The organism is Chryseobacterium nepalense (genome assembly GCF_023195755.1).
In the GTDB taxonomy this organism is placed as follows: domain Bacteria; phylum Bacteroidota; class Bacteroidia; order Flavobacteriales; family Weeksellaceae; genus Chryseobacterium; species Chryseobacterium nepalense.
In genome coordinates this window covers 3,459,483-3,473,450 of the sequence record NZ_CP096203.1, presented here as the reverse complement: position 1 = coordinate 3,473,450, position 13,968 = coordinate 3,459,483, and the positions used below count along the sequence as shown (strand labels likewise).

The following is a 13,968-nucleotide window of genomic DNA, read 5'->3' as shown; positions in this document are numbered from 1 at the left end:
TGAAATAAAAATGGAACTGTGGTTTCGAGGACCTAAGCACCGATAGCGAGATTGTTATATTTTAAATTATACCTAAAAATGGTGGCTGAGGTTCTCGAAGCCACCATTTTTACTCCTCAATCGTTCTGAAAGTCAGGTTTACTCTTGGGGTTTTCACTTTTGTTGTTGGCGGAAGCCTGTGTAGCCAGTGATCCTGTGTTGTTCCTTTCATCACGAGTAAACTTCCGTTTTCCAGGAATATTTCTACTTTTTCTTTCGTTGTTTTATGTTTAAACAAGAACTTTCTTTCTGCACCGAATGTCAGCGATGCAATGGCTCCATGTTTTTTAAGATCCTTTTCGGCATCGCTGTGGTAAGCCATTCCTTCACTGCCGTCGTGATATAAATTCAGAAGACATGAATTATAGGTTTCTCCTGTAATCTGCTCACATTTATTTTTTAATTCCAGCAGTTCAGGCGTCCACGCCTTTGCATATTTTGTTCTTTTCGAATAAGTGTACTCAAATGGTTTCTCTCCAAACCACGCCACTTTTCTTTTGGTTAAGATCAATTTTCCGAAAATCAGGGCTTCGTCATTTTCCCACGGAATTTCTTTCAATAAATAATCATAATAAAAATCAGATTTTTCTCCGGAAAATATTTTTCCGTAATAATGAGCGATTCCATCATCAGGAAGAAGGTTTAAAGGATAATCTGATATATCTTCGAATAAATTGAGCATGACAATCTGAGTTTTGTGTTTAGGGTTTATGTTTATTATCTCATCTTTTCATTCTGTAAGAATCCAGTCAAGATATTATTAAAATTAACATTTAATACATAAACCTTAATTCCTATGCAATGGTGAAGATGAAGATGTGTTGAAGTTTGGCTAAAGCCGATTCTGATTTTATATCTTTAAAATGGACTAAAGCCCGTTCCTATTGATGAAATTATTGGCTTTATAAAATTTAAATAAATCAATTGTATCTATTCGTGAAAATTTGTTCCCTTTATGCTTAAAAATCCGAATAAACCTGCGAGCTTTCCCAGCCAATCATTAGCTGCTTTCGGTCAGGTCCCCACATATAACCCCCGATTTTTCCGGAAGATTGGATCACGCGGTGACAAGGGATCAAAAACGCAACAGGATTACTGCCTATTGCCGTTCCTACCGCTCTTGAAGCATTCGGGTGCCCTATTTTCCCGGCTAAGCTTCCATAAGTAGAGAGTTTCCCCATCGGAATGGTAAGAAGGCTTTCCCAAACTTTCAGCTGAAAATCCGTGCCTTTTAAATGTAATTTTACGGTATTTAGCTTAGTCCAGTCTTTATTGAATATGGACAGGGCATTGGCCTGAAGCTCGTCCGGCCTTTCAATAAAAGAAGCATTGGGAAATCTTGACTGTAAATCTCCCAATGCTTTATAGATATCATTTTCAAAAGCCATATAGCAGATTCCTTTTTCTGTGGAAGCTGCAATTAATTTTCCAAAAGGGCTGTCTGAAAAACTGTAATTGATGTTCAGATTCTTTCCGCCATTTTTATATTCTGCAGGAGACATTCCTTCGATTTTCACAAAGAGATCATGCAGCCGGCTCGTACTGGAGAAACCTGTTTCAAAAGCCGTATCAAATAAACTTGCCTTTTCTTCTTTCAATAAAGATTTGGCGTGTTCCAGGCTGATGAACTGTAAAAATTTTTTCGGACTTGTCCCTGCCCAATCCGAAAACATTTTCTGAAAATGTGCAGGACTCAGGTGTATTTTCTCCGCCACTTCCTCCAAACTTGGCTGAAGCTTAAAATTGCTGCGGATATATTCTATCGCTTTGGCAATTCTTTCGTAATCTAACTGATTTTGTGTGGACATATCATTAATTTTACCTCACAAATTTCCGAAGAAGATCCGGTAGAAAAAATCCGATTCCTGCGGAATTTTAGTTGTTTTTATAAAGGTGATAATACGCAAGCATTTTGTAGTAAAGCTTTGCAGCAAGGAATGCACTTGGTTTCGCCATCGGAGAATCCATTAATTCTACAATATCAAATGCCACCACATTACATTTTTCAAATACTTTTCTCAACAATTCCAAAGTCGGATACCATTGTAAGCCTCCCGGTTCCGGTGTTCCTGTTGAAGGTGCGATGGAAGGATCAAAAGCATCAAGATCGATGGTGATATATACATTCCCTGAAACTTTTTCCAATACATCATTTACCCAATTTTCGTTGTTGGCAATTTCGTGAGCAAAAAACACTCTTCCTTCCGGCAGATATTGTGCTTCCTCGATATCCATAGAACGGATTCCCACCTGTACCAGGTTATGTTTCTGGCTGGCTTCAAAAACTGCACATGCGTGATTGGAAGTAGAACCGTGGAATTCCGGACGTAAGTCGGTGTGAGCGTCCAGCTGAAGAACCGTTAAATTCTCAAACTTCTCTCCTACTGCACGAATCGAACCGATAGAAACGGAATGTTCCCCGCCAAAAAGGGTAAACAATTTATCGTCATGACTTAAAAGTTCTTTTGTTTTTTGATAAACCGCTTCCGTCATGGCTTCAGGAGTAGCGTTTTCAGAAACTTCGCCCGCTAAATACACGCCTTCAAGATAAGGTTCAGTCTGTGTTTCAATATCGTAAAGTTCCATATTTTCTGAAGCGTTCAGGAACAATTCCGGTCCTTTGTCGGCTCCTTTTCCCCATGTAGATGTTCCATCGTAAGGGACCGTTACCAACACTACTTTCGAGTTTTCCAGTGATGCATTTTCTTCAGGAATTCCTGCGTATGTTTTCATGTTTTATCTGAAATTAAATGATTTCGGCAAAGATACAAAGAAGTTTGGAGAAGTGGAGGGATGGTGGACGATAGGTGCTGGAAGTCTTACATAATGAAGAATAATTAATGTTGAAATTTTAGATCTAAATCATTTTTAAATTCAAATAATTAACTTAATAAAATTACGCCCTCCAATTTTAAACTTCCATCCTCCAACTTCCCGCTTCCCACCAAAATCCTTACCTTTGCAAAAACAAAATTGTATGTCGTTAAAAGCTGTGCTGTTCGATATGGATGGCGTTATTGTGGATACAGAACCCTTGCACAGAAAAGCCTATTTTAAAACATTTAAAGAACTGGGAATTGATGTTTCCGAGGAATTGTATGCTTCATTTACGGGAGCTTCCACCAAAAGAGTGTGTGATACGTTGATTAAAAATTTTAATCTAAAACAAACCTTTGAAGAAATAGCAAAAATTAAAAGGGAGTATTTTAAGGATTATTTTTATAATGATGAGGAATTCGACCTGATTTCCGGAGTGAAAGAACTGATTGAGCATTATTATGAAAACGGCATCACCCTGATTCTTGCATCGTCTGCAACGATGAACACTATTGATATGGTTTTTGAGAAATTTGAGCTTGAAAAATATTTCAGCGGAAAAATAAGCGGTGCCGATTTGAAAGAATCAAAGCCTCATCCCGAGGTTTTTCTGCTGGCTGCGGAAATGGCAGGACAACCCGTTGAAAACTGCATGGTAATTGAAGATTCTACCAATGGTATTTTAGCGGCACACCGGGCAAAAATTTTCTGTGCGGCATATAGAAGTCCGCATTCTAAAAACCAGGATTATACATTGGCAGATACGGTAGTTTCAGATTACGAAGATCTTCAGATTGATAAAATCTCACAATATTTTTAAACGCAAAAAGCTCTCAGTCTGGTTCTGAGAGCTTTTTATTATATTTCATTGTTGTCATTCTGAATGAAACGTAGTGGAATGAAGAATCTATGTAATTTTGAGATTGCTTCGTCGCTTCGCTTCTTGCAATGACAATTTACAGTTATTTATACCCAAGGATTTTCAATACATCTTCCGGCTCCTGTTTTTCACGGAAAATCTCGTATTGCAGCTCCCCGTTTTCATCTTTCTGAATCAGGACGTGTCTTGGCTGCGGCATCAGACAGTGGTGAATTCCTCCAAAACCACTGATGGTTTCCTGATAGGCACCGGTATGGAAAAATCCGATATATAAAGGTTTTGTATCACTGAAAACCGGCAGATAAATAGCATTGGTATGCTGCTCAGAATTATAATAGTCATCCGAATCACAAGTTAAGCCACCTAAGAAAACTCTTTCATACGTATCTTCCCATCTGTTAAGCGGAAGCATGATGAAGTGTCTTGAAATGGCCCATGTATCAGGAAGTGTGGTCATAAACGATGAGTCGATCATATTCCACTTTTCTCTATCGTTTTGACGTTTCTGAGAAATTATCTTATAAATATTCGCGCCACTTTCCCCTACGGTAAAGCTTCCGAACTCTGTGTAAATATTAGGCTCTTCAACCCCTTCTTCTTCACAGAATTTTTTGATCTGGGAAACAATTTCCTCTACCATGTACTGATAGTCATAATCAAAGTTCAGGGAAGTTTTGATGGGAAATCCGCCACCAATATTTAAGGAATCAACTTCCGGTGCGATTTTTTTCAGACGTGCATATACACGAAGACATTTGTAGAGTTCATTCCAGTAATAAGCGGTGTCCTTGATTCCGGTATTAATGAAGAAGTGAAGCATTTTAAGCCTTGCATTCGGGTGTTCTGCAATTTTCTGGCTGTAATAAGGAATAATATCCTTGTATCCTATTCCCAACCTTGAGGTATAAAATTCAAACTTCGGTTCTTCCTCAGAAGCAATTCTGATTCCGATGTCGAAAGTAGTATCAATGCTTTCCGTAAGTTTATCCAGTTCGCGGTAATTATCAAGAATCGGGGTAATATTTTCAAAACCGCTATTGATCATATCCGAAATCTTTGCCAGATAATCATCTGTTTTGAAACCGTTGCAGATTACTTCAATATTTTTATCCACTTTTCCGTTCTCGTAAAGAGATTTTACGATATCCATATCGTAAGCGGAAGAAGTTTCTATGGAAATATCATTTTTGAGTGCTTCTTCCAGTACAAATTTGAAATGACTTGATTTTGTACAGTAGCAATAAGTATAATTTTTTTTATATTCGGTTTTCTCAAAAGCTTCCTTAAACCAGCTTTTCGCCTTCTGGATATTTTGAGAAATTCTCGGCAGGTAGCTAATTTTTAGCGGGGTGCCAAATTTTTCAACAACATCCATCAACGGAATGTCGTGAAACAACAAATTGTTCTCAGATACATTGAATTCTTCTGTTGGAAAATACAATGTCTGATCAATTAGTTCCGAGTATTTTATTTTCATTTCTAAACAAGTGAATTAAGAAATGCAAAATTGCTAAAAAAGTTTGGTTTTTTAGCGTTAAAGTTATTATAAATTTTTATCGTTTTCGATCTTGAAATCCGCGCTAATTATTAATCCGTGAACTTCCTAATATATTCTTCCCGTTTATTTTCATTTATTTTTAAAACCTGTTGAATATAAGCATCTTCAGAACCATATTTTTTATTGATTTCATTAAATGCAGCATCAAGATAAGCCTTTTCTACCCAACTGAGTTTTTCAAGTACACTAATATCCATCTTAGGGTACAGAAAATGTAGATTTATGGCAAGTTTAAGTCTTTGATTAACTAAGTTTTTTCTATAATTATTTGATAGCAGATAATCGTTATAAATAGTTTGTTTGTCGAATTTCAGTATGGTTAAAATAAGTGCTGTAATGATTCCTGTACGGTCTTTTCCGGCAGTACAGTGGTACAGAACAGGCTGATCAGAATCTAAAATTTCAGTGATGATTTCCCTGATTATTTCAGGATTTTCTGTGATATATTCTCTGTAAAAATCAAGCATTCTTCTGTCGGCATCTTCACCTTTTACTTTTCCTTTCAGCACTAATTTTCTAGCCTTGTCCAACTGATCGCCTTCATCCTCAAAAGCAGAATAATTTTTGTAAACCATCTGCCCCGGAAGATGATCCGGTTTCTGTGCAATTTCTCTGGAATTTCTTAGGTCGATCGTTTCTTTTATTCCAAGATTTTCCAATTCTTTAAAGGATTTTCTTTTCAGTTGATGAAGATTTCCGCTTCGGTAAAATTTTCCACTTTTCAGGATTCTTCCCTCAATATTTCTGATGTTACTGACAGATCTGAAATTATGAACCTCTTTAATTTTGATATTTTTTTCACTTATATTTCTTCCGTACTCAGGAGCAGAGAAGTTTTGCGTTTTGCATGAGCTTACGCAATATATTGAAACAATGAGAAAAAGTATTTTGATTAAATTTTTCATTTTTTGATTCTGTGAAGCTAATTGCTTTTTTAAATCCGCTAGTTTCACGGATTTACACAGATTAGAATTTATTTAATTGATTAATAACTGTTAGTTCTGAACAAATTTTAATTTCCCACAGATTACGCTGATTACACGTAATTTATGCTTAAAGTTTAAAATTATTAATTACAGGTAATTTTTACCAATGAAAATTAATAAATCTCCCTTTTCATATTCAACAGAAACTTCATCTTGAACGGCAAAATTCCGGGTTCCTATATTGGATGTAATACTTAAATTTCCATTAGTTAGAGGCCAGTTCAACCCTTTGGTTGTAATATTTTCAACGGAAGGAAAGGGATATAATGAAACCATTTTACCTTTTAGATTTTTTACAGTAAATTTTTTCGGAATAAAATAATATTCAGAAAATTCATCATAAAACCTTATGTTTAGCTGATCTTTAAAACCAAAAGCTACCGTAAGATTTCCTAAAAAATGATCCTGCTCTCCTCCGCTTCCTCCGAAAACATCAACACTGGCAATGTCTTTTTCCGCTATGATTTCCAGCGCTTTCTGAAAATCGGTTTTATCCTGATCCGGAGTATAAATGAATTTGTCCTGGTAAATATTTTCATCTGAACCCGAATGTGAATCAAAATCCCCGGAAATAAAATCCAGTTTTTCCAAAGGAAAATTAAGGTTTTTCAGATAATGAAAGGCTCCGTCTGTACAGGCAATGAGATTGTATTCATCAGGATCGGGAAATGATTTCGGGACGTCGCCATTAATGAAAAGTAAGGCTTTATCTTTCATTCGGATTCCAGTATTCTTCCGGTTCGTTGTGGATTTTTGAAATATATCTCGCGAGAACGAACAGATAATCTGAAAGCCTGTTCAGATACTTTATCAGCTCGGGTCTTACTTCTTCTGATTCATTCAGGAAAACCAGAGAACGCTCTGCTCTTCGGCAAATTGTTCTTGCTGCATGTAAAAATGTCGCTGCTTTTCCGCCACCGGGAAGGATGAAAAACTGGAGCGGTTCAAGTTTTTCATCGAAAGCATCCATCCAATTTTCCAGCTCTTCGATTTCGGTATCGGAAATAATTAATGGCAGACGGGATTTTCCGTTGGCTAACATCAGTTTGTCAACCGGAGTTGCCGCCTCTGAACCAACAGTAAATAAATCAAACTGAATTTTCTTCAGTTGTTTTAAAACTTCTTCGTCCCCGATGTGGCTTTTGGCAATTCCGATGAATGAATTCAGCTCATCTATATTTCCGTAACTGTCGACTCTTGCACTGGCTTTTGAAACTCTTGTTCCGCCGTACAATGCTGTCTGACCTTTGTCTCCTGTTTTCGTGTAAATTTTCATTGTACTAAATTACTTTTTTCCGGCAAGGTTTACAAGTTCTGATTAAGAATCGGTGACTTCGAGAGCCTCAGTCCCCGGGCTGTTAGATATTAAGTCGGCCATCAGTCTGTTAAGTATTAAGTCAGCCACCAGTTGTTATGTTATAAAGTCAATCAACGGTTTCTATTCAAGATTTTCACCAGTATTTGTATCATCGACAAATACCCTAGCCCTGATCACAGCAATTGTCTGAGCTCTTTTTTATTTTCGGGCTGCCGCCGCAGCCCGAAAATAAAAAAGCGAGTGCGGAGAGCAGGAAAAGCTTCAAATAAAATAATCAACGGCTTGTAGAAGTATCAAATTGTTCTTAGAAGTTCCACTTTTCCGAATTAAAATAAATGACCGGCCCTGCGACCGATCACTTCTCAAATTATTATTTACCTAACATTGCATAATACATAATTGTAACGCAAAAAACCTGCAGAATATTTTAGACAATTAAAAAATTTTCAATACTGAAATTCCTACTGACAAACTGTTGTCATCAACCGGTTTTATCTTTGTATCAACAATAACAAACAAATTAAATTATGACAACTACAGCAATTAACACCAAACAATTCATGACCTCCGAACAACTTCTTGAACATTGGCAGGGACACAGAAATCTTACAAGAAGAGTAATTGAGGCCTTCCCGGAAAAAGAGCTTTTTGAATTTTCCGTTGGCGGAATGAGACCTTTCGCAAAACTTGTGGTTGAACTCATCAGTATCGGCGGTCCTGCTTTAAAAGGAATTGTAGAGAAAAACATGGACGGCTACAATGAAGAAGGCTTTAATCCTACAACAAAAGCAGAGTTGCTGAAGAAATGGGATGAGGAAACAGAAGTGATCAACCGTTATTTCGCGCAAATCTCAGAAGAACGTTTTCAGGAAACATTCAATTTATTCGGACAATACGAATTTCCTGTTTATCAGAATATTCTGTATTTCGTAGACAATGAAATCCATCACCGCGGACAAGGCTACGTTTATCTGCGAGCACTTGGAATGGAACCGCCTTTTTTTTGGGAGAGATTTTAAGCTTTCTGATGCCTCTCTACAGATTACGCGTATTGATTAACAATACACATAGAACATCATTTGTTTAAAATCTTACAATTCTATTATTAAATTTTGCAATAACCTCAGCATCAACTATTGGCTGAGGTTTTTTGGTGTTTTACGGAAATATTTTCAATGAGCTCGGCCAGTCTGGTTTTGAGAATTTCCGGTTCCAGGATGGTCGCATAATCTGCAAAAGTGATGAGCCAGCGTGGAAATCCGTCTGTAATCCATTCGGTTTCAAAGGTAAGTTCCATCCCCAGATCAGTTTCTTTTTCATCGATGAGTCCGTAATATTTTTTGGAGTTGGAAAGATGGTTGATGATCTTTTTTTCAACCAGAAGTTTTACGATGGTCTTATTTCCGTTTCCATTTTGCCTGTAGTCATTGATCTGACCATATTCCTGAAGAAAAGGATTCTGGGTTTTAAAGATCTGTAAAATCCTGTCGACCCTGAATTGTCTGAAATCGTTCCTCAACGTACAGAAAGCCATAATGTACCAATAGTTAAACTCAAAGAAAACGCCTACCGCTTCAATAGTCCTCATCGAAACGCTACCGTCAATCGTTTTATATTCCATGGTAAGCTGTCGTTTTTCAGCAATACTTTCCAAAACTATCGGAAGAATATCTTTAATATGATCTTCTGTTTCAGGATAATAATTAAAGATATCAATCTGCTTTTCAATATTCTGAATGAGGTTTTTATCTGAATATTTCAAAACAGAGCGCACTTTTTCCATGGCTGTTCTGTAGTGATTTCCCAGACTCTGATGGGAAAATTTCTGCATCAGCTTTTCAGCCGTGATGAAACTCAGCACTTCTTCTTTGGTAAACATCACGGGCGGAAGTTTATAACCATCCATTAAAGAATAGCCGCTTCCGGCTTCTCCGATAATGGGAATGCCGGCATTTTCCAATGTTTTGATATCCCGGTAAATCGTTCTTACACTTACATCGAATTTCGCCGCCAAATCGTGCGCTCTTACAACCGGTTTCGACTGTAATTGGGTAAGAATTGCGGTTACCCGGTCAAGTTTTTTGAGATAATGATCATTCATGAGTAATTAGGGGTGAGGGATGAGAAGTTGGAAGTTGGAAGTTAACAAAAATACTTTTCACTTTTCACTTTTCACTTTTCACTTTTTACTTTTTAATTATTAAACATCTAATTATCTTTAAAACTATTAACCAGTTTATCCAGATTTAAACTTCTTGCGGAAGCATCGAAAATTTCGCGGTAAGTTCCGTTAATCTGTACCAATTCATCGTGGGTTCCGCTTTCCACTACCCTTCCTCTTTTCATGACATATATTTTATCCGAATCTAAAATCTGTGATAAAGAATGCGAAATGATAATTACCGTTCTGCCTTCTTTTATAGCATCCAGAGAATTTTTAATTTGTTCTGTTGCAATGGCATCAAGACTTGCTGTGGGTTCATCAAGGAAAATAATCGGCGGATCTTTTAAGAATAGTCTGGCAATGGCAATTCTCTGCTGCTGTCCTCCGGAAAGCTGGGTGGCATCGTGATTATAACCGTTGGGTAAATCAAGAATCTGCTCATGGAGATATGCTTTTTTGGCAGCCTCTTCAATTTCCCGGAATGTTGCATCCATATTGCCATACCGGATATTGTCTTCAATGCTTCCCTGGAAAATATGGTTTTTCTGCAGTACCAAGCCAAGATCATTTCTAAGAAAAGTATTGTCAAAATTATTTAAATCAACCGCGTCTAAAAGAATTTCTCCTGAATCGGGAAGATAAAATTTACATAAAAGGTTGATAATGGTAGATTTTCCGGCTCCACTGAGACCCACCAATGCCGTTGTTTTTCCGTTTTCGATTTTCATGGAAACATCATATAAAGCCTGGGTTCCGTTTGGGTAAGTAAAATTGATATTTTTCAGTTCAAAATTTCCTTTGATGTCTTTTTCAACGAAATTTCCATTGGGTTCTTTTTCATTGTTAGCATTTAATATATCGAAATACCCTTCGGCATAAATCATGGCATCGTTCATATCGTCATAAATCCTGTGAAGCTGGCGAATGGGTGCCGAAACATTATTAAAAAGCATAATATGCAGCATGATCGCTCCGATGGTCATCTGCTGATCCAGCACTAAGTAAACAGTTAAAAGGATAATCAGGACCACACCAAACTGTTCGATAAAAGTTTTTAATCCGTCATAAATAAAATTCGTTTTGCGGGTAAACATCTGGCTTTCCATAAGCTGCATCTGAAGATCATATTGCTTTTTGCCTTCAAATTTTTCTCTTACAAAACTTTTAATAACCATGATGGAATTAATCAGATTTAATAATCCTGAAGTTTTCTGCTCACGCTGGTTTCTCAATGTTCTCCTTACACCACTCAGTTTTTTTGCCTGTAAAGAACTGATATAAAAATAAATGGGAACAATAATCGTAGAAACTACTCCGACGTACATATTCTGCAAGTACATGATAATTAGAGCGATAATTGCATTTGAAAAAAGAGGCAGCATATCAATGAAAAAGTTTTGAACCAGCCTGGTTAAACTTTCAATTCCCCTGTCTATCCTGATCTGCAGCTTTCCCGATTCGTGATTTTCATCATTAAAGTAAGCAACACGATAGGTAAGAATCTTGTCGATGGCTGATTGAGCCAACACCGAGCTTACATTAATCCTTATTTTTTCACCGTAAAATTTCTGTCCGAAATTGATAAAAATATTCACAAGTTCTTTCCCTAATAAAATTACCGAGATTACCACCAGCACATGAATTCCTTCCGACATCGGATGCGGAAGACGGGTAAGCTTTGTGACTTCATCTACGGTGTATTTCAGTACCAAAGGATTTACCTGGGCAGCAAGCGCTCCCAAAAATGTAAGAAACAAGGTCCCGTAAATCATCAGACGGTATGGCCTGATAAAGGGAACCAGCTGTTTGTAAATCCCGAATAAGGTTACCGTTCTGTTGAATGGTTTTGCCATACAAATTCTTTTAATTGAAAACGTACCGTTTTACAAAGAAAAAGGTACGTTTTATTCTATTTTTCAGCAAATAATTGCTTTAATTAATTTTCGAACACGTAAGTTGTGAGATAATGTAATTCTGATCTGCTCGCAGCTTTAGATTCGGCCTCCGCCTGTTCCAGTAAGTATTGGGAATTGATTTCTTTTTTCTGAAATACAAAAGCATTATTGGCCGTTTTATCCACTACATCATTGAAAATATGCTGAATCTCTGAATTTCCTAATGATGCGAAACTGATATCTTCAAAACCGTACATTAACCTCAGATCATCAAATTGTGCGAAATTCTGATTCACAAATTCCTGCAGCTGTGCCTTAGAATCGAAGTTTCCGGCCCAGATATTATAGGCATAACTTTTCTTTTTGGGCTTATCCAAAATACTCTGATAAACGAAGTTTTCTCCCAAATACGCTTCCCGTACCTGCGGATCATTGGCAAGATCTTCCGGAAGACCTTCTTTCAGGATCCGTCCTTCAAACATAATGTAAGTCTTATTCGTAATAGCCAGCGTCTGCTGTACATTATGGTCGGTAATAAGGATTCCGATATTTTTATCTACGAGGCTTCTTACGATTTTTTGGATGTCTTCAACAGCAATTGGGTCTACTCCGGCAAAAGGTTCGTCCAGAAGGATAAAACTCGGATCCGTGGCAAGACACCGCGCAATTTCCGTTCTACGCCTCTCCCCTCCGGACAGAAGATCTCCCCTGTTTTTGCGGACATGCTGTAAAGAAAATTCTTCAATCAGCTCGTCACATTTGATCTGTTGTTCACGTTTTGAAAGTTTTGTCAGCTGCAAAACCCCCATAATATTTTCTTCCACAGAGAGTTTTCGGAAAACAGAAGCTTCCTGTGCAAGGTATCCGATACCTTTTTGGGCCCTGCGATACATCGCGTCCGTTGTGATTTCCTGTTTGTCTAGAAAAATTTTTCCCGAAGTAGGCTTAACCAATCCTACAATCATGTAAAAAGATGTGGTTTTTCCGGCTCCGTTCGGACCGAGCAATCCAACAATCTCTCCCTGCTGAACCTGTACAGATACGCCTTTTACAACTTTTTTCGGACCGTATTCTTTGATTAAGTTTTCTCCTCGTAAAATCATAAAGCAAATATATAAAATGTAAACGTTTTACTTTACACAATCACAAAAATTTAAAAACACCTCAACTGAGGTGTTTTCAGTAATTATCACTGATGGAATTATCTGTTTAAAATCATTGCCGCTTCTTTCGCAAAATAGGTAAAGATCATATCTGCTCCCGCTCTTTTAAAGCAGGTAAGACTTTCTACAATGGTTTTATCATTGTCCAGCCAGCCGTTCTGTGCGGCAGCTTTTACCATTGCATATTCACCACTTACATTATATACCGCTATCGGAAGATCAATAGCTTCACGAACTTTAGAGACGATATCCAAGTATGGAAGTCCCGGTTTAATCATGATAATATCTGCGCCTTCTTCAATATCCTTGAAAACTTCGTTCAATGCTTCACGTGAATTATGAAAATCCATCTGGTATGTTTTTTTATCTTTCGGAATTTCCATATTATCTTTCGGCGCACTGTCTAAAGCACTTCTGAAAGGTCCGTAAAATGAGCTCGCATATTTTGCCGCATAACTTAAAATCCCCACATCGGTAAATCCGCTCTCTTCCAACGCTTCGCGGATCACCTGAACTCTTCCGTCCATCATATCGCTCGGTGCCACAATATCTGCTCCGGCTTCTGCATGAGAGACAGACATTCTTGCCAAAGCATCATTGGTTGCATCATTCACAATTTTACCATTTTCAATGATCCCGTCGTGTCCGTAAATTGAGTAGGGATCAAGTGCTACATCGGGCATCACTACCATTTCGGGAACAGCATCTTTTATCGCTCTGATCGTGTTCTGCATTAATCCGTTCTTGTTCCATGCTTCTTTTCCGGTATTATCCTTAAGATCATCCGAAACTTTCATATACAGATTGACTGCTTTTACTCCCAAAGAAAATAATTCCTTACATTCTTTCACTGTCAGATCAATGCTTCGCCTGAAAATCCCCGGCATTGACGCAATTGGTTCTTCTTTATTCTCGCCCTCCATTACGAAGATTGGCATTACGAAATCACTTGTAGTAAGGGAGCATTCTCTTACCAGACTTCTGACAGATTCATTTACTCTCAGTCTTCTATTTCTTGAATGTATCATTTGGAATACTTTTTGAATGAAATTTAATGCAAATTTACTACAACTTAAACAAAAAAGTATTGCAGGAGATTGTAGAATTGTTTACTTTTGTTTTAATATATTTATAGAAATTGTAATTTG

The 13,968-nt window shown here is 37.4% G+C and carries 12 protein-coding genes and 1 pseudogene; 2 read left to right on the top strand and 11 right to left on the bottom strand.

Annotation, left to right across the window (positions count from 1 at the left end):
• Window positions 1-109: 109 nt before the first annotated feature.
• The 3 genes from M0D58_RS15685 to speB form a co-directional block, all read right to left on the bottom strand.
• Complete coding sequence (locus M0D58_RS15685; RefSeq protein ID WP_248391427.1) at window positions 110-721, bottom strand: alpha-ketoglutarate-dependent dioxygenase AlkB family protein; 612 nt, start codon at window positions 719-721, stop codon at window positions 110-112.
• Window positions 722-998: 277 nt separating this feature from the next.
• Complete coding sequence (locus tag M0D58_RS15680; RefSeq protein WP_248391425.1) at window positions 999-1,847, bottom strand: bifunctional helix-turn-helix domain-containing protein/methylated-DNA--[protein]-cysteine S-methyltransferase; 849 nt, start codon at window positions 1,845-1,847, stop codon at window positions 999-1,001.
• A 67-nt stretch (window positions 1,848-1,914) separates the two neighbouring features.
• Window positions 1,915-2,772, bottom strand: coding sequence for an agmatinase (gene speB, locus M0D58_RS15675; RefSeq protein WP_248391423.1), 858 nt, complete (start codon window positions 2,770-2,772; stop codon window positions 1,915-1,917).
• A gap of 244 nt (window positions 2,773-3,016) precedes the next feature.
• Here speB and M0D58_RS15670 point away from each other — a divergent pair, with 244 nt between their 5' ends.
• Window positions 3,017-3,676 carry an HAD family hydrolase gene (locus M0D58_RS15670; protein WP_248391421.1) on the top strand — a complete coding sequence of 220 codons (660 nt, stop codon included), beginning with the start codon at window positions 3,017-3,019 and terminating at the stop codon, window positions 3,674-3,676.
• Window positions 3,677-3,818: 142 nt separating this feature from the next.
• Here the strand turns inward: M0D58_RS15670 and M0D58_RS15665 are convergent, their stop codons facing one another.
• From M0D58_RS15665 to M0D58_RS15650, 4 genes are all read right to left on the bottom strand, one after another.
• Window positions 3,819-5,213: a type III PLP-dependent enzyme domain-containing protein gene (locus M0D58_RS15665; RefSeq protein WP_248391419.1), complete on the bottom strand. Its 1,395-nt coding sequence runs from the start codon at window positions 5,211-5,213 to the stop codon at window positions 3,819-3,821.
• A 110-nt stretch (window positions 5,214-5,323) separates the two neighbouring features.
• On the bottom strand, window positions 5,324-6,199 hold the full coding sequence (locus tag M0D58_RS15660) for a tyrosine-protein phosphatase (RefSeq protein ID WP_248391417.1): 876 nt from the start codon (window positions 6,197-6,199) through the stop codon (window positions 5,324-5,326).
• Window positions 6,200-6,367: 168 nt separating this feature from the next.
• Entirely contained in the window at window positions 6,368-6,997 is a 630-nt protein-coding gene (locus M0D58_RS15655; RefSeq protein WP_248391415.1) for a thiamine diphosphokinase, read from the bottom strand.
• Window positions 6,987-7,556 carry a cob(I)yrinic acid a,c-diamide adenosyltransferase gene (locus tag M0D58_RS15650; RefSeq protein ID WP_248391413.1) on the bottom strand — a complete coding sequence of 190 codons (570 nt, stop codon included), beginning with the start codon at window positions 7,554-7,556 and terminating at the stop codon, window positions 6,987-6,989. The genes M0D58_RS15655 and M0D58_RS15650 overlap by 11 nt, the downstream gene beginning before the upstream one ends.
• A gap of 569 nt (window positions 7,557-8,125) precedes the next feature.
• Here M0D58_RS15650 and M0D58_RS15645 point away from each other — a divergent pair.
• Window positions 8,126-8,617, top strand: a complete 492-nt coding sequence (locus M0D58_RS15645; protein WP_248391404.1) for a DinB family protein — start codon at window positions 8,126-8,128, stop codon at window positions 8,615-8,617.
• 110 nt (window positions 8,618-8,727) lie between these two features.
• On the opposite strand, the gene M0D58_RS15640 is transcribed toward M0D58_RS15645, so the two are convergent.
• From M0D58_RS15640 to hemB, 4 genes and pseudogenes are all read right to left on the bottom strand, one after another.
• Complete coding sequence (locus M0D58_RS15640; protein WP_248391402.1) at window positions 8,728-9,699, bottom strand: helix-turn-helix transcriptional regulator; 972 nt, start codon at window positions 9,697-9,699, stop codon at window positions 8,728-8,730.
• Between the two features lie 107 nt (window positions 9,700-9,806).
• Window positions 9,807-11,534 carry an ABC transporter ATP-binding protein gene (locus M0D58_RS15635; protein WP_248394990.1) on the bottom strand — a complete coding sequence of 576 codons (1,728 nt, stop codon included), beginning with the start codon at window positions 11,532-11,534 and terminating at the stop codon, window positions 9,807-9,809.
• A gap of 500 nt (window positions 11,535-12,034) precedes the next feature.
• Window positions 12,035-12,760 (bottom strand): annotated as a pseudogene (gene lptB, locus M0D58_RS15630) (LPS export ABC transporter ATP-binding protein); the annotation flags it as partial.
• A gap of 98 nt (window positions 12,761-12,858) precedes the next feature.
• Window positions 12,859-13,848, bottom strand: a complete 990-nt coding sequence (hemB, locus tag M0D58_RS15625; RefSeq protein ID WP_248391398.1) for a porphobilinogen synthase — start codon at window positions 13,846-13,848, stop codon at window positions 12,859-12,861.
• Between the last annotated feature and the right edge of the window lie 120 nt (window positions 13,849-13,968).

Coding starts and splice junctions, on each gene's coding strand:
- M0D58_RS15685 (WP_248391427.1), bottom strand. CDS start 721: ATGCTCAATTTATTCGAAGATATATCAGATTATCCTTTAAACCTTCTT.
- M0D58_RS15680 (WP_248391425.1), bottom strand. CDS start 1,847: ATGTCCACACAAAATCAGTTAGATTACGAAAGAATTGCCAAAGCGATA.
- speB (WP_248391423.1), bottom strand. CDS start 2,772: ATGAAAACATACGCAGGAATTCCTGAAGAAAATGCATCACTGGAAAAC.
- M0D58_RS15670 (WP_248391421.1), top strand. CDS start 3,017: ATGTCGTTAAAAGCTGTGCTGTTCGATATGGATGGCGTTATTGTGGAT.
- M0D58_RS15665 (WP_248391419.1), bottom strand. CDS start 5,213: ATGAAAATAAAATACTCGGAACTAATTGATCAGACATTGTATTTTCCA.
- M0D58_RS15660 (WP_248391417.1), bottom strand. CDS start 6,199: ATGAAAAATTTAATCAAAATACTTTTTCTCATTGTTTCAATATATTGC.
- M0D58_RS15655 (WP_248391415.1), bottom strand. CDS start 6,997: ATGAAAGATAAAGCCTTACTTTTCATTAATGGCGACGTCCCGAAATCA.
- M0D58_RS15650 (WP_248391413.1), bottom strand. CDS start 7,556: ATGAAAATTTACACGAAAACAGGAGACAAAGGTCAGACAGCATTGTAC.
- M0D58_RS15645 (WP_248391404.1), top strand. CDS start 8,126: ATGACAACTACAGCAATTAACACCAAACAATTCATGACCTCCGAACAA.
- M0D58_RS15640 (WP_248391402.1), bottom strand. CDS start 9,699: ATGAATGATCATTATCTCAAAAAACTTGACCGGGTAACCGCAATTCTT.
- M0D58_RS15635 (WP_248394990.1), bottom strand. CDS start 11,534: ATGATTTACGGGACCTTGTTTCTTACATTTTTGGGAGCGCTTGCTGCC.
- hemB (WP_248391398.1), bottom strand. CDS start 13,848: ATGATACATTCAAGAAATAGAAGACTGAGAGTAAATGAATCTGTCAGA.